Source organism: Nonomuraea sp. MG754425, assembly GCF_021699195.1.
Taxonomy (GTDB): Bacteria; Actinomycetota; Actinomycetes; order Streptosporangiales; family Streptosporangiaceae; genus Nonomuraea.
Genome location: NZ_SSXE01000153.1, coordinates 1 through 23850 on the forward strand (window position 1 = coordinate 1; position 23850 = coordinate 23850).

Annotated in this window: 24 protein-coding genes; 17 read left to right on the forward strand and 7 right to left on the reverse strand. The window is 70.6% G+C overall.

From position 1 onward, the window contains the following. Positions 1-47 precede the first annotated feature (47 nt). The gene (locus FAF44_RS38750) at positions 48-308 is read right to left on the reverse strand and encodes an HGxxPAAW family protein (protein WP_237108352.1); all 261 of its coding nucleotides are present in this window, start codon (positions 306-308) and stop codon (positions 48-50) included. Positions 309-531: 223 nt separating this feature from the next. Between FAF44_RS38750 and secA the strand changes: the two genes are divergently transcribed. Next, positions 532-3321 (forward strand): preprotein translocase subunit SecA, encoded by a 2790-nt coding sequence (gene secA, locus FAF44_RS38755; protein ID WP_237108353.1) that lies wholly within the window; start codon positions 532-534, stop codon positions 3319-3321. A 79-nt stretch (positions 3322-3400) separates the two neighbouring features. On the opposite strand, the gene FAF44_RS38760 is transcribed toward secA, so the two are convergent. The 3 genes from FAF44_RS38760 to FAF44_RS38770 form a co-directional block, all read right to left on the reverse strand. Further along, complete coding sequence (locus FAF44_RS38760) at positions 3401-3802, reverse strand: Rv3235 family protein (RefSeq protein ID WP_237108354.1); 402 nt, start codon at positions 3800-3802, stop codon at positions 3401-3403. Positions 3803-4015: 213 nt separating this feature from the next. Then, positions 4016-5332 carry a PTS transporter subunit EIIC gene (locus FAF44_RS38765; RefSeq protein ID WP_237108355.1) on the reverse strand — a complete coding sequence of 439 codons (1317 nt, stop codon included), beginning with the start codon at positions 5330-5332 and terminating at the stop codon, positions 4016-4018. Positions 5333-5441: 109 nt separating this feature from the next. After that, complete coding sequence (locus FAF44_RS38770; protein ID WP_237108356.1) at positions 5442-6182, reverse strand: GntR family transcriptional regulator; 741 nt, start codon at positions 6180-6182, stop codon at positions 5442-5444. Between the two features lie 124 nt (positions 6183-6306). Between FAF44_RS38770 and FAF44_RS38775 the strand changes: the two genes are divergently transcribed. From FAF44_RS38775 to nagZ, 6 genes are all read left to right on the forward strand, one after another. Next, positions 6307-7341 (forward strand): SIS domain-containing protein, encoded by a 1035-nt coding sequence (locus FAF44_RS38775; RefSeq protein ID WP_237108357.1) that lies wholly within the window; start codon positions 6307-6309, stop codon positions 7339-7341. 33 nt (positions 7342-7374) lie between these two features. Beyond that, positions 7375-7611, forward strand: a complete 237-nt coding sequence (locus FAF44_RS38780) for a glucose PTS transporter subunit EIIB (RefSeq protein WP_237108358.1) — start codon at positions 7375-7377, stop codon at positions 7609-7611. A gap of 10 nt (positions 7612-7621) precedes the next feature. Then, the gene (locus FAF44_RS38785; RefSeq protein WP_237108359.1) at positions 7622-8080 is read left to right on the forward strand and encodes a PTS glucose transporter subunit IIA; all 459 of its coding nucleotides are present in this window, start codon (positions 7622-7624) and stop codon (positions 8078-8080) included. Positions 8081-8204: 124 nt separating this feature from the next. Continuing rightward, a complete protein-coding gene (locus FAF44_RS38790) occupies positions 8205-8465 on the forward strand; it encodes an HPr family phosphocarrier protein (RefSeq protein ID WP_237108360.1) in 261 nt (86 codons plus the stop codon). Positions 8466-8476: 11 nt separating this feature from the next. Then, on the forward strand, positions 8477-10123 hold the full coding sequence (gene ptsP, locus FAF44_RS38795) for a phosphoenolpyruvate--protein phosphotransferase (RefSeq protein ID WP_308193455.1): 1647 nt from the start codon (positions 8477-8479) through the stop codon (positions 10121-10123). Between the two features lie 51 nt (positions 10124-10174). After that, positions 10175-11464 carry a beta-N-acetylhexosaminidase gene (gene nagZ / locus FAF44_RS38800; protein WP_237108362.1) on the forward strand — a complete coding sequence of 430 codons (1290 nt, stop codon included), beginning with the start codon at positions 10175-10177 and terminating at the stop codon, positions 11462-11464. On the opposite strand, the gene atpB is transcribed toward nagZ, so the two are convergent. Next, positions 11461-12255, reverse strand: coding sequence for a F0F1 ATP synthase subunit A (gene atpB, locus FAF44_RS38805; RefSeq protein WP_237108363.1), 795 nt, complete (start codon positions 12253-12255; stop codon positions 11461-11463). The two genes, nagZ and atpB, sit on opposite strands and share 4 nt — an antisense overlap. A gap of 140 nt (positions 12256-12395) precedes the next feature. Between atpB and FAF44_RS38810 the strand changes: the two genes are divergently transcribed. The 5 genes from FAF44_RS38810 to FAF44_RS38830 all read left to right on the forward strand — a co-directional run bounded on the left by FAF44_RS38810 (position 12396) and on the right by FAF44_RS38830 (position 15721). Then, a complete protein-coding gene (locus FAF44_RS38810) occupies positions 12396-13052 on the forward strand; it encodes an HAD family phosphatase (protein ID WP_237108364.1) in 657 nt (218 codons plus the stop codon). 101 nt (positions 13053-13153) lie between these two features. Continuing rightward, positions 13154-13663: a hypothetical protein gene (locus tag FAF44_RS38815; RefSeq protein WP_237108365.1), complete on the forward strand. Its 510-nt coding sequence runs from the start codon at positions 13154-13156 to the stop codon at positions 13661-13663. A gap of 104 nt (positions 13664-13767) precedes the next feature. Next, a complete protein-coding gene (locus tag FAF44_RS38820; RefSeq protein ID WP_237108374.1) occupies positions 13768-14214 on the forward strand; it encodes a DUF2690 domain-containing protein in 447 nt (148 codons plus the stop codon). Between the two features lie 81 nt (positions 14215-14295). After that, the gene (locus tag FAF44_RS38825; RefSeq protein ID WP_237108366.1) at positions 14296-14922 is read left to right on the forward strand and encodes an HAD family hydrolase; all 627 of its coding nucleotides are present in this window, start codon (positions 14296-14298) and stop codon (positions 14920-14922) included. Positions 14923-15013: 91 nt separating this feature from the next. Further along, on the forward strand, positions 15014-15721 hold the full coding sequence (locus FAF44_RS38830) for an HAD family hydrolase (protein WP_237108367.1): 708 nt from the start codon (positions 15014-15016) through the stop codon (positions 15719-15721). A 12-nt stretch (positions 15722-15733) separates the two neighbouring features. Here FAF44_RS38830 and FAF44_RS38835 read toward each other — a convergent pair whose 3' ends face one another. Next, the gene (locus FAF44_RS38835; RefSeq protein ID WP_237108368.1) at positions 15734-17263 is read right to left on the reverse strand and encodes a penicillin-binding transpeptidase domain-containing protein; all 1530 of its coding nucleotides are present in this window, start codon (positions 17261-17263) and stop codon (positions 15734-15736) included. Between the two features lie 153 nt (positions 17264-17416). Here FAF44_RS38835 and FAF44_RS38840 point away from each other — a divergent pair, with 153 nt between their 5' ends. The 5 genes from FAF44_RS38840 to FAF44_RS55200 all read left to right on the forward strand — a co-directional run bounded on the left by FAF44_RS38840 (position 17417) and on the right by FAF44_RS55200 (position 23242). Next, positions 17417-18334 carry a LysR family transcriptional regulator gene (locus FAF44_RS38840; protein WP_237108369.1) on the forward strand — a complete coding sequence of 306 codons (918 nt, stop codon included), beginning with the start codon at positions 17417-17419 and terminating at the stop codon, positions 18332-18334. Next, positions 18331-19188, forward strand: coding sequence for a serine hydrolase (locus FAF44_RS38845; RefSeq protein ID WP_237108370.1), 858 nt, complete (start codon positions 18331-18333; stop codon positions 19186-19188). The genes FAF44_RS38840 and FAF44_RS38845 overlap by 4 nt, the downstream gene beginning before the upstream one ends. Positions 19189-19246: 58 nt before the next feature. Continuing rightward, positions 19247-21205 (forward strand): acetoacetate--CoA ligase, encoded by a 1959-nt coding sequence (locus FAF44_RS38850; protein ID WP_237108371.1) that lies wholly within the window; start codon positions 19247-19249, stop codon positions 21203-21205. Between the two features lie 85 nt (positions 21206-21290). Next, the gene (locus FAF44_RS38855; RefSeq protein WP_237108372.1) at positions 21291-22271 is read left to right on the forward strand and encodes an AraC family transcriptional regulator; all 981 of its coding nucleotides are present in this window, start codon (positions 21291-21293) and stop codon (positions 22269-22271) included. A gap of 95 nt (positions 22272-22366) precedes the next feature. Next, positions 22367-23242: a L,D-transpeptidase family protein gene (locus FAF44_RS55200; protein WP_272895591.1), complete on the forward strand. Its 876-nt coding sequence runs from the start codon at positions 22367-22369 to the stop codon at positions 23240-23242. On the opposite strand, the gene FAF44_RS38870 is transcribed toward FAF44_RS55200, so the two are convergent. Beyond that, a partial coding sequence (locus FAF44_RS38870; protein ID WP_237108373.1) for a BBE domain-containing protein occupies positions 23235-23850 on the reverse strand: 616 nt, incomplete at its 5' end. The genes FAF44_RS55200 and FAF44_RS38870 overlap by 8 nt on opposite strands.

Here is a 23850-nt window from a genome sequence, read left to right on the forward strand (position 1 = left end):
GCCCGGGGTCGGGCGCCCGCCGTGGAAGCCTGGTCCGGCGACGTGGCTCAGCGGTGGTCTTCGGCGCGCATGCCCACCCGGGGCGCGTCGATGACGACGTCGGTGAGGATGTCGAAGACGAGGGCGAGGATGCCGCCGACGACGAACACCCCGGCGCCGACCCAGACCAGCGTCCAGTTGGCGGCCGTCAGCCCGAAGCCGGCCACCACGGTTCCCACCAGCATCACCGTCACCGCGAGCCACGAGGACGCACGCCCGGCGTGATTGCCGAGATTCTCCGTATGCTCCGACTTCTTCCCCTCAACCATGACAAATCCTTCCTCTGCCGGATATCCCGCTATTGGTGCGAGCCGGCTCTCCACCGGCATACCCTCTGCCTTGTCCCATTCTCCCAGACTGGTTCCGCGCCCTCGTCGGCACGGTGGCTGTGTCTGGTTGCGGAACCGCCTACGATGGCTAACGGGGAAGTTTGTCTCGGCCTCTCCTCCTGGCGGCGCCGCCGGGGAAGACCTGCGAGGAGCTTTACATAAAGTGGCAGCCATTCTCGACAAGATCCTACGTGCCGGCGAAGGCAAGATCCTGCGCAAGCTCAAGCGGATCGCAGACCAGGTCAACTCCATCGAGGACGACTTCACGAGCCTGTCCGACGCGGAGTTGCGTGCGCTGACGGACGAGTTCAAACAGCGCTATGCCGACGGCGAAAGTCTCGACGATCTGCTTCCCGAAGCGTTCGCGACCGTGCGCGAGGCGGCCAACCGCGTGCTCGGCCAGCGGCCCTACGACGTGCAGATCATGGGTGGCGCGAACCTTCACCTGGGCAACATCTCCGAGATGAAGACCGGTGAGGGCAAGACGCTGACCTGCACCCTGCCGTCCTATCTCAACGCGATCGCCGGCAAGGGCGTCCACGTCATCACGGTCAACGACTACCTGGCCAAGCGTGACGCCGAGACGATGGGCCGCATCCACCGCTTCCTCGGCTTCGAGGTCGGCTGCATCATCGCCGGCCAGCAGCCCGAGGAGCGCCGCAAGCAGTACCAGGCGGACATCACCTACGGCACCAACAACGAATTCGGCTTCGACTACCTGCGCGACAACATGGCGTGGTCGCTCGACGAGTGCGTGCAGCGGGGCCACTTCTACGCGATCGTCGACGAGGTCGACTCGATCCTGATCGACGAGGCCCGCACGCCGCTGATCATCTCCGGCCCCGGCGAGCAGTCGGGCAAGTGGTACACCGAGTTCGCCAAGATCGTGCCCCGCCTGCGCAGGGGCGTCGAGGCGAAGAACCCGGGCGAGGAGAGCACCGGCGACTACATCGTCGACGAGAAGAAGCGCACGGTCGGCATCCTGGAGTCCGGCGTCGAGAAGGTCGAGGACTGGCTCGGCATCGACAACCTGTACAAGCCGGAGCACACCCATCTCGTCGGCTTCCTGAACAACGCGCTCAAGGCGAAAGAGCTGTTCAAGAAGGACAAGGACTACATCGTCTCCGACGGCGAGGTCCTGATCGTCGACGAGTTCACCGGCCGCATCCTGCACGGCCGCCGCTACAACGAGGGCATGCACCAGGCCATCGAGGCCAAGGAAAGCGTCAAGATCAAGGACGAGAACCAGACTCTCGCCACGGTCACCCTCCAGAACTACTTCCGCCTCTACGGCAAGCTGGCCGGCATGACCGGCACGGCGGCCACCGAGGCCAACGAGTTCCACCAGACGTACAAGCTGGGCGTCGTCCCGATCCCCACCAACCGGCCGATGATCCGCAAGGACCAGGCCGACGTGGTCTACAAGACCGAGGACTCCAAGTTCGACGCGGTCGTCGACGACATCAAGGAGCGCAACGACCGCGGCCAGCCGGTGCTCGTCGGCACCACCTCGGTGGAGAAGTCGGAGCGGCTGTCGAAGGCGCTCAAGCGGCGCGGCGTGCCGCACGAGGTGCTCAACGCGAAGAACCACGCGCGTGAGGCGTCGATCATCGCCGAGGCGGGCCGCAAGGGCGCCGTCACCGTCGCCACCAACATGGCCGGTCGAGGCACCGACATCATGCTCGGCGGCAACTCCGAGTTCCGCGCCGACCTCGAACTGCGCCAGCGCGGCCTCGACCCGGTCGAGACGCCGGAGGAGTACGAGAAGGCATACGCCGAGGCGCTGGAGAAGGCCAGGGCGGCGGTCAAGACCGAGCACGACGAGGTGACCGAGCTCGGCGGCCTCTACGTCCTGGGCACCGAGCGGCACGAGTCGCGCCGCATCGACAACCAGTTGCGCGGTCGTTCCGGCCGTCAGGGCGACCCCGGCGAGTCGCGCTTCTACCTGTCGCTCGGCGACGACCTGATGCGCCTGTTCAACTCGGCCAGGGTCGAGATGATCATGACCAGGCTGCAGATCCCCGACGACCAGCCGATCGAGTCCGGCATCGTCTCCAAGGCCATCGCCTCCGCCCAGCACCAGGTCGAGCAGCAGAACTTCGAGATCCGCAAGGAAGTTCTGAAGTACGACGAGGTGATGGACCGCCAGCGCAAGGTGATCTACGCCGAGCGCCACCGCGTGCTGGAGGGCGCCGACCTGCACGAGCAGGTGCGCGGCTTCGTCGGCGAGGTGATCGACGGCTACGTCGCGGGCGCCACGGCCGAGGGCTTCGCCGAGGAGTGGGACCTCGAGAAGCTGTGGAAGGCGTTCGGGGAGCTGTACCCGGTCTCGATCAAGGTCGAGGACCTCATCGAGGAGGCCGGTGGCCGCGAGGAGCTGTCCGCCGACTTCATCGGCGAGAAGGTCAAGGCCGACGCGCTGGCCGCCTACGACCGGCGCGAGGAGGAGTTCGGCGCGGAGACCATGCGTGACCTCGAGCGTCGCGTGATCCTCTCCGTGCTCGACCGCAAGTGGCGCGAACACCTCTACGAGATGGACTACCTGCGCGAGGGCATCGGCATGCGGGCCTACGCGCAGAAGGACCCGAAGATCGAGTACGCCCGCGAGGGCTTCGAGATGTTCGCCGCGATGCTGGAGGGCATCAAGGAGGACTCCGTCGGGTTCCTGTTCAACCTCGAGGTGGAGGTGCAGGAGAACCCGATCGTCGAGGAGGAGGACGCGGCCATCGCGGAGACCCGCTCGATCATCGCGCGCGGGCTGCGCGGGCCTGAGCGGCCTGCCGAACTCGAGTACTCCGCGCCCGGCGAGCAGGGTGACGTCGAGCACGTCCGGGTCCGCACGACGCAGGCGGAGCGGGCGGCGTACGGCAACGTGGAGCGCAACGCGCCCTGCCCGTGCGGGTCGGGCAAGAAGTACAAGCGCTGCCACGGAGACCCGAAGAACGCCTCCTGACCCTTCGGTCGTTCCCGTACGGGCCCCCGTCCGCCGCGACAGCGGCAGGCGGGGGTCCGTCTTTTCCGTGGTGAGCGGTCTAGGCCGTCTCGAATTCGGTGCACAACCACTGGGCGCCGTGCCGTTCCAGGCGGAGCGCGAGGACGTGGTTACGATCGCCGCAGTGCACGAGGGCGCACATCTCTATGACGCCTTCCCTGGGCTCCTTCATGTGCACGCTGCCGGCGAACGGCGGGCGGCTGGTGTGGATCATGCGGCCGGCGCGTACCAGGTCGCGGTAGGCGCGGTCGGTGAGCCGGTCCGTCAGGCTCTGCGGCGGGCGGCGGCCGGCCAGCACCTCGGCCAGGGCCTGGGTGAGATGGCGCAGCTTGCGCGCGTCGGGTTGGGCGCCGGGTGGTCCCCACACCAAGGGGCTCAGTGCCAGAGCGCCGTAGGTGGCCGGGGTGCGGTGCTCTTCGTCGTACGGGAGCTCCCGGGGCATGTGTTTCTCCGATTCTTTGCATGGAAGAAAGAGTCGATATAAGGAGTTTCCGGTCCGGCTCAGGAATACGGAACGCGCCAACTTGCCAGTTCGGAGCTGGAGTTCGTCCGCTTTTGCGGAGGAAGGTGGTCGAAGTTGGAGTGGCCGCCGCGCATTTTGGGGTGCGGCGGCCTGGGGTTTTGGTGCGGGACGGTTCGCGGCCGGGAGCGGGAGCTAGGTCTCGCCCGAGTCGACGTCGGGTTCCGGTTCGCGGCCGGGCGTCATGATGTTGAGCCGGCGGATCAGGAACGTGAACACGACGTAGTAGATCACCCCGTAGACCAGGCCGAGGATCAGGATGCCGGGCAGGTTCTCGGTGTTGGACTTGCTGGCGTTCAGCAGCAGGTCGAGCAGGCCGGCGGAGAAGCCGAAGCCGAGCTGCCCGCCGATCAGGGTGGTCAGCGCCATCGCCAGGCCCGTCAGGATCGCGTGGACGACCAGCAGCAGCGGGGCCACGAAGATGAAGGCGAACTCGATCGGCTCCGTGATGCCCGTGACGAACGACGCCAGCGCCGCCGAGAGCATGATGCCGCCCACGGTGGCCCGCCGGTGCGCGGGGGCCGCGCGCCACATGGCCAGGGCGGCGGCGGGCAGGGCGAACATCATGACGGGGAAGAAGCCGGCCATGAACTGGCCCGAGTGCGGGGCACCGGCGAAGTAGCAGTTCCAGTCGCCGCCCATCACCTGGCCGCCCACCTCGCACTGCGGCACCACGTACCAGACCACGGAGTTGACGAAGTGGTGCAGGCCGAGGGGGATGAGCAGCCGGTTGATCAGGCCGTAGACGCCGGTGCCGACCGGGCCGATGGCGGCCAGGGCCTCGCCGGCGTGGCGGATCCACTCGCCGATCACCGGCCAGAGCCAGCCGAAGAGCACGCCGAGGAGCAGCGCCACGATGGAGGTGACGATGGGCACGAAGCGCCGGCCGCCGAAGAAGGCCAGCCAGGACGGCAGCTTGATGCGGTGGAAGCGCTGCCACAGCAGCGCCGCGACCAGGCCGATGACGATGCCGCCGAGCACCTTGGTGGGGTTCTGGAGGCCGTTGTCGACGATCTCCTTGATGCCCTGCTCCGAGACCACCTTGACGGCGACGGTGTCGCGGATGTCGGAGCCGAAGAACATCACCTTGGTCACCCGGTCGAAGACCAGGTAGCCGACCACGGCGGCGAGCGCGGTGGAGCCGTCGGACTTGCGGGCGAAGCCGATCGCCACGCCGACGGCGAACAGCAGCGGCAGGTTGTCGAACAGGGCGGCCCCGGCCGCGGCGAGCACGCCGGCGACCTCGTTCATCCAGGCCAGCCCCGCGACGTCGGCCAGGCCGCCGGGCTCGGCGCCGTTGGAGCCGAGCATGTCGGGCTGGCCGAAGCGCTGCAGCAGGGCGGCGGCGGGCAGGGCGGCGATGGGCAGCATGAGGGAGCGGCCGAGCCGCTGGAGCACGGTCATCACGCGGGCGAGCGGTGACGGCCGGGCGGTGGCGGAGGTTTCGTTCACGTCTCGTTCACCGGGCGTTCCTCGGAGGCGTGGAAGTGCCAGGAGTCATGGGGTCGCGCGCCTCACGCGGCTCAGCCGATCGGGAGTCATGCAGGGCGCCGGGCGCGGCTCAGCCGCGTCTGATGGGCATCTCGAGGTTGGTGCGGAGCTGGTAGCGGTCGGCCCGGTAGGTGGACACGCCCAGTTCCGCGCAGACGCCGCCGGAGAACGACCGGCGTTGCAGCAGCAGGACGGGCCCGCCGGGGGGCAGCTTGAGCAGGTCGGCGTCGCTCGGGTCGGCGATGCCGCCGTCGATGGTCAGCTCACCGGCGTCCATGACCAGCCCGTAACGGCGTTCCAGCAGCTCGTACAGCGATTTCTCCGACAGGTCGTGGTCGGCCAGGTCGGGAGCGAGCTTGACCGGGATGTGGGCCCGTTCGATGGACAGCGGTTCGCCGTCGGCCGTGCGCAGGCGCTCGATGAAGTGCACCTCCTCGCCCGGCGGGATGCCCAGTTCCTTGGCCAGGTGCGCGCTAGCGCGCACGACGCGCCGGTCGAGGTCGCGCGAGCCCGGGATCAGGCCCCGCGCCCGCATGTCGTCGGTGAACGACGTGAGCTGCAGCGCCAGCTCGATCTTCGGCCGGGCGACGAAGGTGCCCTTGCCGGGCACCCGGTGCAGGCGTCCCTCGGACACGAGATGGTCGACGGCCTGGCGGACGGTCATCCTGGACAGGCCGAAGCGCTGGCAGAGCTCACGCTCGGACGGGATCGCCGCGCCTATGCTGAGCTCGTCACTGTCGATGAGGTCCAGCAGGATCTCGCGTAGCTGGAAGTACTTGGGCACCGGGCTGTCCGGATCGATGTGCGCCACGGATCCTCCCCTCGTCTCTGTCTGGACCATGGGCTATGGTTCGTACTGGTCTAGTCCGGACTAGACCACATGTCGCGAAAGACGGTCAAGTCGGAACCGCAATGACCCGAGGGATGGGCCAAAGATGACCACCAAGATGCGCAGCGAGATCGCCGAGCAGCCGACCGCGCTGCGGGCCACGCTGGACGCCCTGCTGCCCCAGATCGACGAGATCAAGGCTTTGGGCGAGCAGACTCGACAGCTTCTGTTCATCGCGCGGGGCACCTCTGACAACGCCGCAGTGTACGGGCGCTATCTGGTCGAATCGCGGGCCGGACGCCTGGCGGCGCTGGCGGCCCCGTCGATCGCGACCACGTACCGGCGCCGGCTCGACCTCGACGGGGTGCTGGCCGTGGCCATCTCGCAGTCGGGACGGACCGAGGAGATCGTCGAGACGCTGGCCTGGGCGAAGGAGTGCGGGGCCAGGACCGTCGGCGTCACCAACGGCGGCGCGGACAGCCCGCTGGCGCGCGCGGCCGACGTCGCCCTGTGCACCGTGGCAGGCGAGGAGAAGGCGGTGCCCGCGACGAAGACGTACACGACGCAGCTCGCGGCCCTGGCGGTGCTCGCGATCGGGCTGGGCGCGGACGTGGAGGCGGACGAGCTGCGGCGGGTGCCCGACGCCGTGGAGAAGCTGATCGCGGAGCCCGGCGACCTGGAGGCCGTGGTCGAGGGGCTGCTCGACAAGCCGGGCGTGGTCGTGTCGGGGCGCGGGCTGGCGTTCTCGACGGCGCTGGAGACCGCGCTGAAGCTCAAGGAGGCCTGCTACCTGCACGCCATGGGCCTGTCGTACGCCGACCTGCTGCACGGCCCGATCGCCGTCGTGGACGCCGACACGCCCGCGCTGCTGGTGGCCGCCGAGCACAGCCCGACCCTGCAGGGCACGGTCGCGCTGGCCGAGCGGGTGGTGGCGGCAGGTGCGGCGGCGTTCACGATCGGCGGGGGCACGGCGCTCGCGCAGGCGGGCACGGCCGCGCTGAACGGCCCCGAGCTGCCCGAGTGGCTGGCCCCCATGGGCCTGATCGTCCCCGGCCAGCTCCTCACCGAGGCGCTGGCCCGCAGGCTCGGCATCGACCCCGACGCCCCGCGCGGCCTGAACAAGGTCACCCAGACCGACTGAGCCGGTCGGAGTGCGAATCCTAGGGAGGGCCGGATGGCCGCGGACGTGAACGCGATCATCGCCGCGCTGGGCGGTGCCGACAACATCATCGATATCGAGCCCTGCATCACCCGCCTGCGCACCGAGGTGCGCGACGCCTCGAAGGTGGACCAGCCGGCGCTCAAGGCGGCCGGCGCGCACGGGGTGATGGCCGCGGGGAACGTGGTGCAGGTCGTCGTCGGGCCGGAGGCGGACACGATCGCCAGCGACATCGAGGACGTCATCCGCTGAAGGCGAGACCATGACGACTGTTCTCGCCCCGGTCGAGGGGACGGCCGTGGGATTGGCGGCCGTGCCCGATCCGGTGTTCTCCGCCGGCATGGTCGGGCCGGGAACGGCGATCGATCCGCGGCGGGGGCCGGGCCTTGCCGTGGCCCCCATCGCGGGGAAGATCATGAAGCTGCACCCGCACGCGTACGTCATCGTCGGCGACGACGGGAAGGGCGTGCTGGTGCACCTGGGGATCGACACGGTCCAGCTCAAGGGGGAGGGCTTCCGGCTGCTGGCGGCGGAGGGTGACAGGGTGAGTGCCGGGCAGCCGGTGGTGGCCTGGGATCCGGAGGCCGTCGAGGCGGGCGGGCGATCGCCGATGTGCCCGGTCGTGGCGCTCGACGCGCTTTCGACGGAGCTGACGGGGGTAGCGGAGGGGGCGGTGCACGTGGGGGACGAGCTCTTCAGATGGGAGCAGCGCCGCCCGTGACGGCTGGAGGTCCCGTCGGAGGGGCCGGCCAGACCCGGCAGAATGAAGCTGTTGTCCGCGTTTACCGCGATAAAAGCGGAAGATCTGGCTGGTCTGGACCAGCAGGAGAAGGAGGAAGAGCAAGATGGGTGAGCGCAAGGTCACCGTGACGGCGGAGGTCGGGTTGCACGCCCGCCCGGCGGCGACGTTCGTCCAGCGGGCCAAGCTGGCTCCGATGGACGTCACGGTGGCGAAGTCCTACGGCGACGGGCCGGTCAACGGCAAGAGCATTCTCGCGATCATGGCGCTCGACGTCAGGCAGGGCGAGACCGTGGTCATCGCCGCGGAGGGCGAGGGCGCCGACGAGGTGCTCGACGAGCTGGCGAAGATCGCCAGTACGCCATGAACCTCCGGGGGGTGGGGGTCAGCCCGGGTATCGGGCACGGCCCCTCGTACGTGCTGACCGTCTCCGTGCCCGAACCCCCCGAGGGCGCCACGTACACCGGTGAGGCGGAACAGGAGAAGGAGCGCGCGATGGCCGCGCTCACGCAGGTCGCGGGCGAGTTGGAGGCCCGCGGCAACCAGGCGGGCGGCGAGGCCGAGGAGGTGCTCAAGGCCCAGGCGTTGATGGCCGAGGACCCGGGTCTGGTCGTGAAGGTGCGATCGCTGATCGACCGAGGCACGGCCGCCCCCAGGGCGGTCTTCGAGGCTTTCACGAAATATCGGGACGTGCTCGCGGGGTCCGGGGGCTACCTGGGCGAGCGGGCCGCCGACGTCGGCGACATCAGGGACCGGGTGATCGCGCTGCTCACCGGGCAGGCCATGCCGGGGCTGCCGGTGGCGCCCGAGGAGCCGTACGTGCTGGTCGCCAGGGACCTCGCGCCCGCCGACACCGCGCTGCTGTCCAAGGACGACGTGGCCGCCTTCGTCACCGAGGAGGGCGGCCCGACCAGCCACACCGCGATCATGGCCAGGTCGATGGGCGTGCCCGCGGTGGTGGCCTGCCCCGGCGCGACGGGCATCCCGCCGGGCGTGCGGGTGATGGTGGACGGAACCTCCGGCGACGTACGCGTGCAGCCCGCCGAGTCCGACGTGGCCGACGCGGTCGGGGCCGCCACGGCCAGGAAGGCGGCGCTCGCGACGTGGACCGGGCCGGGTGCGACCGCCGACGGGCACCCCGTGCCGCTGCTGGCCAACGTGGGCGACCCGGCCGAACTCGACGCCGCCGTGGCCGCCGGGGCCGAGGGCGTCGGCCTCTTCCGCACCGAGTTCCTCTTCCTCGACCGGACCGAGCCGCCGTCGGCCGAGGAGCAGGTGCGCGCCTACCGGGCGGCGCTGGAGGCGTTCCCCGGCGGCAAGGTGGTGGTGCGCACGCTCGACGGCGGCGCGGACAAGCCGCTGGCCTTCCTGCCCACGCCCGCCGAGCCGAACCCGGCGCTGGGCGAGCGCGGCCTGCGCCGGTTCGCGCGCTTCCCCGAGGTGATGGACGCCCAGCTCAGCGCGCTGGCCGCGGCCGGCGCAAGCTCGGTGATGGCCCCGATGGTGGCCACCGCCGAGGAGGCCGCCTGGTTCGCCGGGCAGTGCCGCGACCGGGGGCTGACGGACGTCGGCGTGATGATCGAGATCCCGTCCGCCGCGCTGCGGGCCGGCGAACTGCTCGCCGAGGTCGACTTCGTCTCGATCGGGACCAACGACCTGGCCCAGTACGCCTTCGCCGCCGACCGCGGGCTCGGAGCCGTGAGCCGGTTGCAGGATCCCTGGCAGCCCGCCCTGCTCGACCTGGTCGCCACCACCGCGATCGCCGCGGCGCGGGCGGGCAAGCCGTGCGGGGTCTGCGGCGAGGCCGCCGCCGATCCGGCCCTGGCGTGCGTGCTGGCCGGGCTCGGGGTCACGACGTTGTCGATGGCGCCGTCCGCGCTGGCCGCCGTCCGCGCCGGGCTGGCCGCGCACACGCTGGAGCAGTGCGAGGCGGCGGCGGACGCGGCACGCGGACGATCTTCGGCGGCCGACGCGCGCGCCCAGGCCCGCGCTCACCTGCCAGGACTCGCCAGGCTGCGGTTGTAGCCGGGTCATCGCCCGGCCCGGCGGGGTCGTCGTCTGGATACCTTTGGAGTCATGCTTCGACGGATCGGTACGACAGGGCTCCTGGTGATCGCGCTCACCGCGTGCGGCGGTGAAGGCGGTGTGGCCGAGGCGGGGCCGACCGGAGGCAAGGCGGCCCCGCCCGCGCAGACCACCTCCGCGGCCCCCCGGCCGAGCGAGCCGCGGCTGAACCCCGTCCAGCGCGTGCTGGCGAAGCTGAGCGTCGAGGAGAAGGTCGGCCAGCTCTTCATGCCCGTCCTGTACGGCACCGCCGCCGACACCGTCTCCGGCGAGAACCAGGCCAGGTACGCCGCGCAGACCCCCGCCAAGGTGATCGCGAAGTACCACCTGGGCGGCGTGATCCTGTTCCCGCAGAACGTCAGGAGCGCGGCCCAGGTCGTCGGCCTGACCAACGGCATGCAGCGGGCGGCCGAGGAGGTGCCGCTGCTGATCGGCACCGACCAGGAGAACGGCCTGGTGTCCAGGATGTCGGCCCTCATGACCGACTTCCCCGGCGCGGCGGAGATCGGGGCGACCAAGGACACCGGCCTGTCGCGCGAGGTGGCCAAGGCGACCGGCGAGGAGTTGCGCTCGCTCGGCGTGAACCTCGACTTCGCCCCCGTCGCCGACGTGAACGTCAACCCGCGCAACCCCGTCATCGGCCGCCGCGCCTTCGGCGACGACCCGCAGCGGGTGGCGAAGATGGTGACGGCGGCGGTCAAGGGCTTCGGCGACGCGCGGATCGCGGCCACCGCCAAGCACTTTCCCGGGCACGGTGACACGTCCGTCGACAGTCACACCGGGCTACCGGTGATCAAGCACACGAAGGCGGAGTGGGAGCGCATCGACGCGCCGCCGTTCAAGGCCGCGATCGACGCCGGCGTGGACGCGGTGATGAGCGCCCACATCGTCTTCCCGAAGCTCGACTCCTCCGGCGACCCGGCGACGCTGTCGAAGACCATCCTGACCGGCCTGCTCAGGGAGCAGCTCGGGTTCAAGGGCGTGATCTCGACCGACGCGCTGAACATGGGCGGGGTGCGCAAGAAGTACGACGACGGTGAGATCTCGGTGCGGGCCGTGCTGGCCGGGGCCGACCTGCTGCTCATGCCGAACGACCTGCCGAAGGCGTACGGCGCGGTGCTCGCGGCGGTGAAGTCGGGCCGGATCTCCAAGGCGCGCCTCGACCAGTCGATCACCCGGCTGCTGACGCTCAAGCAGAACCGGGGGCTGCTGACCGAGGCGCCCGTGGCCTCGGCGCAGCGGGCGGCCGAGGTGCTGCGCTCGCCGGAGCACCGCAGGCTGGCCGCCCGCGCCGGGGGTTAGTGCGAGCCGTGCACGCCGCTGGCGATGTACATCGCGGTGAGCATGGTGAACAGGAACGCCTGGAGGAACTGGATGAACACCTCGAACGCGGTGATCACGATGGTCATCAGCACACCGAGCACGCCCAGGCCCGCGCCGAGCGGCGAGAGCTGCTCGAACAGGAACCAGAAGCCGACCGAGGCGAAGAAGGCCACGAGGAGGTGGCCCGCGAACATGTTCGCGAACAGCCGGATGAAGTGGGTGAACAGCGAGGTGATGAAGACCTCGGCGAGGATCAGCGGGGCGTAGATCGCGTACGCCCAGCCGGGCAGGCCGTCCAGGTGCACGACGCCCCGCAGGTAGCCGCGTACGCCGTGGTGGCGTACGCCGAGGTAGACCTTGATGACGTACACGGAGATCGCCAGCACCGCCGGGAAGTTGACGTGCGCGGCGACCGGGTACTGGATGAACGGGACGACGCCCATCAGGTTCCAGACGAGCACGGTGAGGAAGAGCGTCAGGAGCAGGCCCATCCAGCGGTCCGCGTCCTTGCCGAGGCTGGGCCTGGCGATCTGCTCGCGTACGAAGTCGTAGGTGTACTCGCCGATGCTCTGCCAGCCCCGTGGCACGATCTTCGGCTTGGCGAACGCGACCCAGCACACGGCGATGACGATGACCGCGCTGAGCAGCACGATGAGGATCGGTTTGGTGAACCATTCCGGCCCGCCGGGAAAGAGGGGGGCGAATTGGAAGAGTTCGGTTCCGGGAGCGGTCCACTCTTCGGGGGAGGTGATCAGGATCGTCGTCCGCACGGCGGTCCCTTCTAGGTAGCGATTTACGCTGGAAGGACACGATAACGGGATATTTTGGCCATCCTTTTTGAGGGGAAATGTCCGGTTATAAGGTGCGGGTCGCGGTAAAAGTCATTTCCGGGACGCTCTACCCTAGAACGATGGTTACGGGTGTGCTCATCGACTGGGGCGGGGTGCTGACGACCGGCCTGTCCGACTCCATCGCCCGATGGATCGCGGCCGACAGGATCGACGCCGACCGCTACTACACCGTGATGCGCGGCATGATCGACCACGCCTACCGCGGCGGCGCCGATGAGAACGCCGGTGAGAACATCGTGCACGCGCTCGAACGCGGCGAGCTCGACGGAGCCGCCTTCGAACGCGACCTCGCCGCCCGGCTGCTCACCGTGGACGGCGTCCCGCCGGTGGCCGAAGGGCTGCTGGAGCGCATGTTCGCGGGCTTCGACCGGGTCGAGGCCATGTACGACATGCTGCGTGACGTACGGGCCGGCGGCCTCAAAACCTGCCTGCTGTCCAACTCCTGGTCCAACACCTACCCCAGGGACGACTGGGACGAGATCTTCGACGCGGTCGTGATCTCCGGCGAGGTCGGCATGCGCAAGCCGGAGCCGCGCATCTACCGGCACGCGCTCGACCGGATCGGGCTGAGCGGCCCGGAATGCGTGTTCATCGACGACATCGAGGCGAACATCGTCGCCGCCCGCGAGTTCGGCATCGCCGGGGTCCACCACCGCGACGCGGCCACGACCATCGCCGAACTGGAACCGCTGCTGCGGCTCACGTTGCGCAAATAGCCCGCCGATGCGGTCGTGACCAGGCACTACGAGTAGGGTGGCGGGGTCTGGTGAGGCAGGACTCTCATGCGGAGCCCCCGCGGATGTTGGAAAGGTTCGTCATGCGCGTCTATCTGCCGTGCACTCTTCCGGCCCTGGCCGCGGCGGTCGAGGCGGGTGGGCTGGGCCCGGCCCCGCTCATCGGTTACGCGGTGACCCCGGCGCTGGTCGAGTGGTACGCCTCGGGGAACACCGAGGAACTCGAATACGTGGCGCTCACCGAGGCGGCCCGCGCCTCGCTGCGCCTGCTCGCCGCCGCCCGCGCCGAGGGCGTCCCGGCCGTATCCCGGCGCGTCGTGATCGCCGCCGAGGTGCCGGAGCAGTCCGTCACCGCCAACGTCGATCTGGAGGAGCGCGCCAGGGTGCGGCTCACGGAGGCGATCCGGCTGGTCAAGGTGGCCGCCGTGCACATCGACGACGAGTACGCGGTGCCCGACATCGAGGCCGCCCTCGCCGCGCTGCCCGCCGCCGACGACGGCGACGACGACGCCCGGTTCACGGTCGACGGAGCCGAGGCCCACGAACTCATGTGGTACGCGACACAGGAGATCCCCGACCTGCTGCGCGCGTAACGGTGCGATTACGGATGGTCGCTTTCCTGACGGTACGGAATCAAGCCTGGCTAAGGTCCCGGCCTGGCATGAAATCGTCTGACCGAAGGAGTCGGTTCCACGTGATGCGTCGAGCCGCGGCGATCGCCGTAGGTGCGGTGACCCTCCTCGCGGGCACGCCCGCGCAGGCCCAGGCCGCTGTGTTTCATCGATACGACCACCAGGACCCCTACCGGTCCGGCTGCGGGAACGCCGCCAGGGCCGTCAAGAGCGCCAAGATCGCCAGCCGGATCGACGGCTCGGTGGGGACGATCAAGCTGATGTGGTCGGGCCGCTGCCAGACCAACTGGATCGAGGTCCAGACCGCCACCTCCGTGAGCGGGACCATCAACCTCTACACGGCCGACAACCGGCACGACCGCTTCAGCTTCAAGGCCGGCAACCGCGGTCGGCACTGGGGCGACATGTTGTGGGCCAAGAACATGTGCGCCTGGGGCAGCGTCTCCGTGCAGTGGGGCGGCGGCACCGGCGGGCGCAACGGCCAGGGCACCACCCCCAAGGCCTGCGGGTAACCACGGGAGGGGGCCGTGTCCGTGCGGAGGCGGCCCCCGGTTCATCCGGATGTCACACCGGCCAACTAGGCTGACCGTGACATGACAAAACACATCATCTGGGATTGGAACGGCACGCTCTTCCACGACTCCGCAGCCGTGGTCGGAGCCACCAACGCGATCTTCAAGCCGTACGAGCTGCCCGAGCTGACCCTCGACGGCTTCCGCGCCGTCTTCACCCGCCCCATCTGGGTGGCCTACGAGCGGCTGCTCGGCCGCCCGCTCGAAGAGGGCGAGTGGCAGCAGCTCGACGACGGCTTCCACGACCACTACTTCCGGCTGTGCGACGTGTGCGAGCTGGCCGCCGGGGCCGAGGTCATCCTCTCCACCTGGACGGGTACCCAGTCGCTCTGCTCCATGGCCCCGCACACCCACCTGGTGCCCAAGGTCGAGTCGTTCGGCATCGCCGGGCACTTCACCAGGATCGACGGCCTCACCGGCGCCACCGGGGGCGAGAAGGCCGTCCACATGACCACGCACATCCAGGCCATCGGGGTCGATCCCGCCGAGATCCTCGTGATCGGCGACAGCGTGGACGACGGCCTCGCGGCCCGGCACGTGGGTGCCAGGGCGGTGCTCTACACCGGCGGCATGACCACCAGGGCCGAGCTGGAGGAGACCGGGCTGCCGGTGGTCGACCGGCTGGCAGAGGCCCTCGAATACGTCTGAACCTGCCCGAATCGTCCGGGGCGCGAGCCCTGGCGGGGGCGATGGCCGTACCCTTGCAGGGACCCCTCAGGAGGCTGCCATCAACCGCCTTGTGCTGTGGAACGTCGATCTCACCCTGGTCGACGTCACCATCGTGACCAGAGACGCCTACGCCGAGGCGTTCCGCGTCGTGACCGGGCGGCCACTGGTCAAGCTCGTGCCCCCGCTGGGCCGCCCCGACTCCGAGATCGTCTTCGAGACGCTCGCCGTCAACGGCATCGTGGCCGAGGACGATCACCTGCCCAGGTTCCTGTCGGCGCTCGCCATGGCCTTCGCCGACCGGCGCGGCCGGCTGGCCAAGGAAGGGCGGATGATGCCCGGGGCCAAGGCCGCGCTGAAGGCCGTCGCCAGGCTCGACGGCGTCGTGCAGACCGTGCTGACCGGCACGATCAAGAGCAACGCCGTGCACAAGCTGAAGGCGTTCGGGCTGGACAAGCACGTCGACTTCGAGCTCGGGGGGTACGGCGAGGAGGTCTACCCCAAGGCGACGCTGCTGCAGGTGGCCCAGTCGCGGGCCAGGCAGCGGCTCGGCACGGCGTTCACGGCGGCCAACACCGTCGTGATCGGGGACTCCACGCGGGACGTCCAGGCCGCGAAGATCGGCGGGGCCGCGATGGTCGGGATCGCCTCCGGGCGGTCGATGGCCTCGGAGCTGCGGGAGGCGGGGGCCGACCTCGTGCTGCCCGACCTGTCCAACGCCTCCGAGGTGGTCGCCGCGGTCGCCGCCCTCACCTCCCCGCTGGACCGCGCGGCCGGCTGACCCCGGGCCCCGTCAGGAGAGCGCCCGGAGGAAGCGGGCCGCGATCGGGGCCGCCACGGCGGAGCCCGCCCCGCCGCCCTCCACGACGACCGAGAACGCCACGTCGCCCTGGTAGCCGATGAACCACGAGTGCGCGGGCGGCTCGGCGCCGGAGCCGTACTCCGCCGTGCCGGTCTTGCCGGCCGTGCCGGCGGGGAAGCTGACCCCGTGCGCGGTGCCGTCGGTGACGACGGCGGGCATCAGCTCGCGCAGCGCCTTCGTCACGCCCTGCTCCAGCGGTTGCGGGTTGTCCGGCTGCTGGTCGGGGATGTGCTCGGCGGTGACGAGCCGCGGCGGGACGTACGCGCCCGAGGCGATGGCGGCGGCGACCGAGGCCATGTTGAGCGGGCTGGCCAGCACCCTGCCCTGCCCGATGGAGGCGGAGGCGAGGTCGGTGTCGTCCTTGGGGTCGGGGAACTCGGCGCGGACCGCGGGCACCCCGGGGGTGATCGCGGAGCCGAAGCCGAAGCTCCCGGCCACCTCGCCGAGCCGCCCGCCGTTCAGCGCGGCCACGCTCATCTCCCCGAACGTGGTGTTGCACGAGTGCGCGAACGCGTCGCGGAAGGACAGCGTGCCGAAGTCCTCGAAGCCCGCGTTGTGGAACGGGAAGCCGCCGATGTTCTTCTCGGCCGGGCAGGTGACCCGCTGGTCGGGCTCGACCCCGTCGGCGACCAGCGCCGAGGCCGTCACGACCTTGAACGTGGAGCCCGGCGGGTACTTGCCCATGAGCGCCCGGTTGAACCCGCCCGGCGCGTTGACCACGGCCAGGATCTCCCCGGTGGAGGCCCGCAGCGCGACCAGGGAGGCCGGCTTGTCCACGCCCTCGATCGCCCGGGCCCCCGCCCGGTGCACTTTCAGGTCGAGCGTGGTCTGGATCGGCCGGGTGCCGCCCGCCTCAACGACGGTTCTGACGACCTTGTCGCCCTGGACCAGGTCGATCCGGTAGCGGGTGGGGGCCTCGAACCGGTCGGGGAAGGTCTGCCGCATGCCCTCGATGAGCTGCTGCACCGAGCCGGGGGCGTCCGGGCCGTCGAGCCGGGCGCCGTCGGCGGCCAGCACCTGTGCGGGGGCCGCCCGTTCGGTGCGCACCCGCAGGGACAGGCCCTGGTCCAGCAGGGGGTGCAGGGCGGCGGGCGTCCAGCTCACCTTCCAGGCGCCGCCGCGTTCGACGAGCTGGAGCTGTCCGCTGTAGTCCCAGTCGAGCCGGCCGGCGATCCTGGCCTGGAAGCCGACCACGCCGTCGTCGGAGGAGCCGTCGGCGAAGACCCCGGTGGGGCGCGGCCGGTGGAAGGTGGCCTGGGTGGCCTTGAGGTCGGACAGGAAACGGCGGTGCCGGCTCTCGAAGTCGGCGGGCGGGTCGGCGGCCAGGGCCCGCATGGCCGCGTAGTCCTGGTCCGACCAGGCCGTCAGGTACCGGTCGGCCGTCTGCTCCGGCGAGCCCTCCGTACGCAGCGTCCAGACGACGCCACCCGCCACGACGGCCGGGATCAGGAGGGCGGCCACGATCCACGGCCACCGCCTGCGACGTCGCAGGCTCCGGCCGTACGTTCTCCCCGTTTGTGGTGCCATGTCGCAGAGAACACCAGAGTGGCCATGCTTATGTCCAATATTGATATGAGGGCCGTACGGATATAAATCCGGATATAGTCGCTGTTCATGGACCTGGTCCGGCATCTTCGCTACTTCATCGTGGTGGCGGAGGAACTGCACTTCGGGAACGCGGCGATCCGGCTCGGCATGGCGCAGCCGCCGCTCAGCCAGCGCATCAAACGCCTGGAGGAGGAGCTGGGCGTCCGGCTGTTCGACCGCTCCGCCCGTCAGGTCCGGCTCACCGAGCCCGGCCGGCTGCTGCTCGGCGAGTCCCGCGAGATCGTGAACCGGGTGGACCGGCTGCACGAGCTGGCCAGGCAGGGCCGGGCCGCGGTGCTGAAGGTCGGGGTCCCGCCCGACCTGGCCGCCACCGTGCTGGCCGCCCTCGTCGCCGCCTTCCGCGAGCACAGCCCCGACGTACGGCTCGCGCCCGCCGAGACCTGGACCGCCGACCAGGTGACGGCGCTGGCCGAGGGCGCGATCGACGTCGGGCTCGTCCGCCATCCCGTCACCGCCCCCGGGCTGACCTTCGGGCAGGTCCTGGTGCAGGCGCACGGTGTGCTGCTGGCCGGCGACGACCCGCTCGCGAGCGTCGGCGAGGTGCACCTGGCCGACCTCGCGGGCCGCGAGCTGCTGATGCCGCCCAAGGAGGGCGAGCCGGGCTGGCACGCCGAGGTGCTGGCCGAGTGCCGCCGCCAGGGCTTCGTCCCGGCGCAGGTGCACCAGGGCGCGGGGCTCGGACTGGTGCTGGCGGGGGCGGCGGTGGCGTTCGGGCCGCGGATGGAACTGCCGGGGCTGGCCTGGAGGCCGCTGCTAGGCTCGCCGATCACGAGCCGGGTCTCCACCGCCTGGCGCGCGATGACGCCCGCGGCCGCCGGGTTCTCGGCCGTGGCCGTACGTACGTTGAAGGAGAGCGCCGGGATGACCGAGGAAGGCGCCACGCCCGTGCGGCGGGTCAGCCGCAGGCCGGGGATGCTGGCATGAGCGGGCCCGCCTTCGACAGCCTGTTCCGGGCCGCCGGGGTCACCGGCTGGCTGTACGCGACCGACGTCGACACCGGCCTCGACGTCGGCCACGGCGCCGACGAGCCGCAGCCCACGGCCTCGATGTTCAAGGTGCCGCTGCTGGTGGCGATGTGCCGGCGGGCCGACGCCGGGCTGCTCGACCTCGGCGAGCGGGTCACGGTGACCGCGGCCGACCGGGTGTCCGGGCCGACCGGGCTGTCCTCGATGCTCGACGACGTGACCATCTCGCTGCGCGACCTGGCGTACCTGATGATCGCGCTGAGCGACAACACCTCGGCCGACAAGCTGCTGTCCCGGGTGGGGCTGGACCCGGTCAACGCCGTGCTGGAGGGGTTCGGGCTGGCGGACACGCGGGTCGTGCAGGGCTCGCGCGAGATGCTCGCCAGCATGGACGTGGACACCGGGCACGCGTGGCCGTTCGTGGATCCCGACGACATCGCCCGGCTGAGCGTGCTCGACCCCGCGCGGACCAACCGCAGCACCGCGCGGGAGATGGCCCGGCTGTTCGGGATGATCTGGCGGGACGAGGCGGCCTCCGCCCCGTCGTGCGCGTGGATGCGCGGCGTGCTCAACATGCAGGTGTGGCCGCACCGCCTGGCCTCGGGTTTCCCGTACGACGACGTGGCCGTCAGCGGCAAGACCGGCACGATGCCGACGCTGCGCTGCGAGTCGGGCGTGGTCGAGTACCCCGACGGCGGCCGGTACGCCGTGTCCGTCTTCACCCGGTCCTTCGGCACCGCGCTCAACCAGCCGCGCGCCGACGCGGTGATCGGCACGGCCGCGCGTATGGCGGTGGACCACCTACGCAGGTAGCAAGTTATGGGGGAGAGCGGGTATGACATTCCCCCTCACGGGCGACAGGATGATGCACATGGTTGCTGAGGGCGAGCTTCTCTGGGAGCCGAGCGAAGAGATCGTCGAGTCCGCCAAGCTGACCCACTACCTGCGATGGCTGGGCCGGCCCGTCGACTACGAGGACGCGTGGCGCTGGTCGGTCGATCGGCCCGCCGAGTTCTGGACCTCGATCTGGGACTACTTCGACGTGCTCGGCGACCGGGGCGACGGCCCCGTGCTGTCGGGGGAGATGCCCGCGGCCACCTGGTTCGCCGGCAGCTCGCTCAACTACGCCGAGAACGCGCTGCGCCGCACCGAGGGCACCGCCCTGGTGTTCGTCTCCGAGGACGGCGGCCGGCAGGAGCTGACCTGGGCGGAGCTGCGCGACGAGGTCGCCAGGGTGCGCACAGGGCTGGCGCGCCTCGGCGTCGGCCGCGGCGACCGGGTGGCCGGCTACCTGCCCAACATCCCGCAGGCCCTGATCGCCTTCCTGGCCACCGCCTCGCTGGGCGCGATCTGGTCGGCGGGCTCGCCCGACTTCGGGGTGCCGAGCATCGTCGACCGGTTCACGCAGATCGAGCCCAAGGTGCTCATCGCGGTGGACGGCTACCACTACAACGGCAAGAGCTACGACCGCTCGGCCGCGGTCAACGAGATCGCCGCCGCGCTGCCCTCGCTGCGCGCGACCGTGTGGATCCCGTACCTGGCCGCCGCCGCTGACGGGAGCGCGCCGCAGCGGGCCGAGCCCACCCGCACGCACACCGGTGAGCTGCCGCACGGCGAGGTGATCGGCTGGGAGGGGCTGCGGGCGGAGGAAGGGCCGCTGGAGTTCGAACGGGTGCCGTTCGGCCATCCGCTGTGGATCCTCTACTCCAGCGGCACCACGGGGCTGCCCAAGCCGATCGTGCACGGGCACGGCGGCGTCGTGCTGGAGCACCTCAAGTCGCTCGCCTTCCACCAGGACCTGGGCGAGGGCGATGTGTTCTTCTGGTACACCACCACGGGCTGGATGATGTGGAACTACCTCGTCGGCGCGCTGCTGGTGGGGGCCACGCCCGTGCTGTACGACGGCTCGGCCACCCATCCCTCGCCGGCCGCGTTGTGGCGGATCGCCGCCTCGGAGGGCGTGACGTACTTCGGGGTGGGGGCGCCGTACATCATGGCCTCGCTGAAGGCCGGTCTGCGGCCGGAGGGGCTGGAGCGGTTGCGCGGGGTCGGCTCGACGGGGTCGCCGCTGCCGCCGGAGGGGTTCGCGTGGGTGGCGGCCGAGCTGCCCGGGGTCCCGGTCGGGTCGTTCTCCGGCGGGACGGACGTGTGCACCGGGTTCGTGGGGGCCACCATGCTGCACGCGATCAGGGCGGGGATCATCCCGTGCCGGTCGCTGGGGGCGAGGGTGGAGTCGTACGACCCCGTGGGCAAGCCGGTCGTGGGTGAGGTGGGGGAGCTGGTGCTGACCGGGCCGATGCCGTCGATGCCGGTCATGTTCTGGAACGACCCCGCGGGCGAGCGGTACACCGAGAGCTACTTCGACGTCTACCCGGGCGTGTGGCGGCACGGCGACTGGATCAAGATCGACGAGGACGGGAGCTGCGTGATCTACGGGCGCTCCGACTCGACGCTCAACCGGGGCGGCGTGCGGATGGGCACCAGCGAGTTCTACCGGGTCGTCGAGCGGTTCGAGGAGATCGCCGACAGCCTCGTGATCGACACCGGCCAGCTCGGGCAGGAGGGGCGGCTGCTGCTGTACGTCACCCTCGCCGAGGGCGTCGAGCTGGGCGAGCCGCTGCGGCGGGAGCTCTGCGACGCGCTGCGCGAGGAGCTGTCGCCCCGGCACGTGCCGAACGAGATCCGGGTGGTGCCGGGTATCCCGCGCACGTTGTCCGGCAAGAAGCTGGAGGTCCCGGTACGCCGGATCCTGCTCGGCACGCCGGTCGAGGACGCCGCCAATCCCGACGCCATGGCCAACCCCGAGGTGCTGCGCCACTTCACCCCGTGAGAACCCCTTCCGCGGGTGGAAGAGATGGCCGATGCGATGGGATCTGCCATTCATACGCCGGAGTCTCGACGGTTAGAGTCCTGGTATGGACGTGCTCAGCGATGTGATCGCCGTCATGCGCATCGGGCGGCCCCGTTCGGCCCGCGTCGAGTGGCGTGCCCCCTGGGGGCAGCAATTCCCCGCGGTCCCCGGGGCGGCCGGGTTCCAGGTGGTCCTGCGCGGGTCGAGCTGGCTGCTGCCGCCCGAGGGCGAGCCGATCGCGCTGTCGGCCGGTGACGTGGTGTTCTTCCCGCACGGTCACGGCTACGCCATGGCCGACAGCCCCGGCACACCCGTGGCCGACGTCGAGTGCGACCCGGCGACCGACGAGGCCGACCTGTTCGCCTCCGCGTCGGCCGGCGCCCAGGGCGGCGAGCCTGCCACGGTGCTGCTGTGCGGCGGTTACCGGCTCGACCCGGGCCGGGCGCACCCGCTCCTGCGCGATCTGCCCGAGCTGATCCACCTCCCGGCGGGGCCGGGGCTGCACCCCGAGGTGCGTGCCGCCGTCGAGCTGCTGGGGGCCGAGATCCACCGTCCGCGGCTGGGGGCCGACACGGTCGTCTCGTCGCTGCTCGACATGTTGCTGCTGTACATCCTGCGGGCCTGGTTCACGGCGGAGCACGGGCGGTGTGTGGTCACCGGCTGGGCCTCGGCGCTGGCCGACCCGTCCGTCGCGGCGGCGCTCGACGCCATGCACCGCGACCCCGCCCGCCCGTGGACCGTGGCCGAGCTGGGCACGCGGGCGGGGCTGTCGCGGGCGGCGTTCGCGCGGCGGTTCACGGAGCTGGTGGGGCAGCCGCCGCTGGCGTACCTGACCTGGTGGCGGCTGTCCAGCGCGGGGCGGCTGCTGGGGGAGACGGACGCGCCGCTCAGCGAGATCGCCGCCAAGGTCGGCTACGGTTCGGAGTTCGCCTTCGCCAACGCCTTCAAGCGGGAGTACGGCATGGCGCCCGGCAGGTACCGCCGCACCGCCTGCCCGCCCCGCGTCCCGGGCGGGCAGGCGGTGCGCCATTCACGTGACGCCTAAATACGAAATAACCGTTTTGGCGGGATTTTGTTATTAGCCCGGCCTTTGCTTGACAAAACCCATGAATTCTCGGCCGTATGGGTAGGCGTTGATTTATGAGGATAAAGATTCGCAGAATTACCCTTCTTGGTGTCGCCGCCGCCACCGTGGCCTGCTCGTTCCCGGCCGCCGCCGTCGCAGACGAGAACGACCAGGCCGACCAGACCGACCAGCCGGGCCAGACGACCCAGACCGGCACGACCGGCCGCACGACCCAGACCGGCGTCCGTACCACCCAGACCGGCACGACCGGCCGTACCACTCAGACCGGTACGACCGGCCACACGGGCCGGACGACCCAGACCGGCCGCTCCACGGGGGCGGGGCTGGTGTTGCGACCCGGGGACAAGGGGGAGGCCGTCAAGGCGTTGCAGCGGCGGCTGCACGCCGGGCGCTACTACTTCGGCAAGATCAACGGTGTCTACGACGACCAGACCAAGATGGCGGTGTGGGCGCTGCAGAAGAACCGGCGGATGCTGGCGCAGGGCGAGGTCGGGCCCCGGGTGTGGATGGCGCTGAACCGGCCCTCCCGCCGGCGCCCGCTGGTGCCGGAAGGCGGCGCCAACCGGGTGGAGATCAACCTGAGCAACCAGATCCTGACGGTCTACCGCGACCGCAAGCCCGCGCTGATCTCGCACATCTCACCCGGTGCGGAGGTGCGCTACTGCAAGGACGGCCGCTGCGGCAACGCCGTCACCCCCGTCGGGAACTTCCGCGTCACGACCAAGGCGCCGGGCTGGACCACGGGACGGCTCGGGTCGATGTACAACTCGCTGTACTTCTACGGGGGCGTCGCCATGCACGGCTCGACCAAGGTGCCGCTGCGCCCGGCCTCCCACGGCTGCGTCCGCGTCCCGCTGACGACCTCCAAGCGCCTGTTCGAGATGGTGCAGGTCGGTGAGCCCGTCTACGTGCGCGGCAAGATCATGTGACCTGCACGCCCTGCGGCAGCCGGAACACCCGGTCGGGGTCGTAGGTGGCCTTCACCTCCGCCAGCCGGGCGGCGTTCGGCCCGTAGTACGCGCTCCGCCAATTTCCCAGATCCCGGTCGAGGTAATTCACGTAACCGTGATTCCCGAAATATCCGGCCATGTCGCCGTGCAATTTCCGCAGCCACCTCCGATCCGTTCCCTCCGCGTAATACTGCACGCTGAAAAGCGCCGCCCGATGCGGGAACGCGGTGGCCGACGGGCCGACCCTGCCGATCGTCCCGCCCATCGCGTCCAGCAGCACCGAGTGCCGCCCCGCTCGCGCCACCCCGTCCACCAGCGCCCGCACCCCGTCCGCTGGCAACCGCCGGTAGGCCAGGTGCGACTTGGCCGAGAACGTCTCCCGCGGCCTGCTTTTGCACTCGGCCACGGACATCGACGCGCAGCCGCCCATGATCTTCATCGCGTCCAGGTAGGAGACCGTCCGCACGGAACGGGACGACGGCCGCCCGGCCTTCCCGGCGAACGGGGCCAGCAGCCGCTCCGCCTCGGCCCGCGACCCGGTGTGGACGCCGGTGACCTCCACCTCCAGCCCGCCCGCCCCGCGGCCG

Bases quoted from the DNA above. Each gene is read 5' to 3' on its own strand.
- FAF44_RS38750 (WP_237108352.1), bottom strand. From the start codon at position 308: ATGGTTGAGGGGAAGAAGTCGGAGCATACGGAGAATCTCGGCAATCAC.
- FAF44_RS38760 (WP_237108354.1), bottom strand. From the start codon at position 3,802: ATGCCCCGGGAGCTCCCGTACGACGAAGAGCACCGCACCCCGGCCACC.
- FAF44_RS38775 (WP_237108357.1), top strand. From the start codon at position 6,307: ATGACCACCAAGATGCGCAGCGAGATCGCCGAGCAGCCGACCGCGCTG.
- FAF44_RS38780 (WP_237108358.1), top strand. From the start codon at position 7,375: ATGGCCGCGGACGTGAACGCGATCATCGCCGCGCTGGGCGGTGCCGAC.
- FAF44_RS38785 (WP_237108359.1), top strand. From the start codon at position 7,622: ATGACGACTGTTCTCGCCCCGGTCGAGGGGACGGCCGTGGGATTGGCG.
- FAF44_RS38790 (WP_237108360.1), top strand. From the start codon at position 8,205: ATGGGTGAGCGCAAGGTCACCGTGACGGCGGAGGTCGGGTTGCACGCC.
- nagZ (WP_237108362.1), top strand. From the start codon at position 10,175: ATGCTTCGACGGATCGGTACGACAGGGCTCCTGGTGATCGCGCTCACC.
- FAF44_RS38810 (WP_237108364.1), top strand. From the start codon at position 12,396: ATGGTTACGGGTGTGCTCATCGACTGGGGCGGGGTGCTGACGACCGGC.
- FAF44_RS38815 (WP_237108365.1), top strand. From the start codon at position 13,154: ATGCGCGTCTATCTGCCGTGCACTCTTCCGGCCCTGGCCGCGGCGGTC.
- FAF44_RS38820 (WP_237108374.1), top strand. From the start codon at position 13,768: ATGCGTCGAGCCGCGGCGATCGCCGTAGGTGCGGTGACCCTCCTCGCG.
- FAF44_RS38825 (WP_237108366.1), top strand. From the start codon at position 14,296: ATGACAAAACACATCATCTGGGATTGGAACGGCACGCTCTTCCACGAC.
- FAF44_RS38840 (WP_237108369.1), top strand. From the start codon at position 17,417: ATGGACCTGGTCCGGCATCTTCGCTACTTCATCGTGGTGGCGGAGGAA.
- FAF44_RS38845 (WP_237108370.1), top strand. From the start codon at position 18,331: ATGAGCGGGCCCGCCTTCGACAGCCTGTTCCGGGCCGCCGGGGTCACC.
- FAF44_RS38850 (WP_237108371.1), top strand. From the start codon at position 19,247: ATGGTTGCTGAGGGCGAGCTTCTCTGGGAGCCGAGCGAAGAGATCGTC.
- FAF44_RS38855 (WP_237108372.1), top strand. From the start codon at position 21,291: ATGGACGTGCTCAGCGATGTGATCGCCGTCATGCGCATCGGGCGGCCC.
- FAF44_RS55200 (WP_272895591.1), top strand. From the start codon at position 22,367: ATGAGGATAAAGATTCGCAGAATTACCCTTCTTGGTGTCGCCGCCGCC.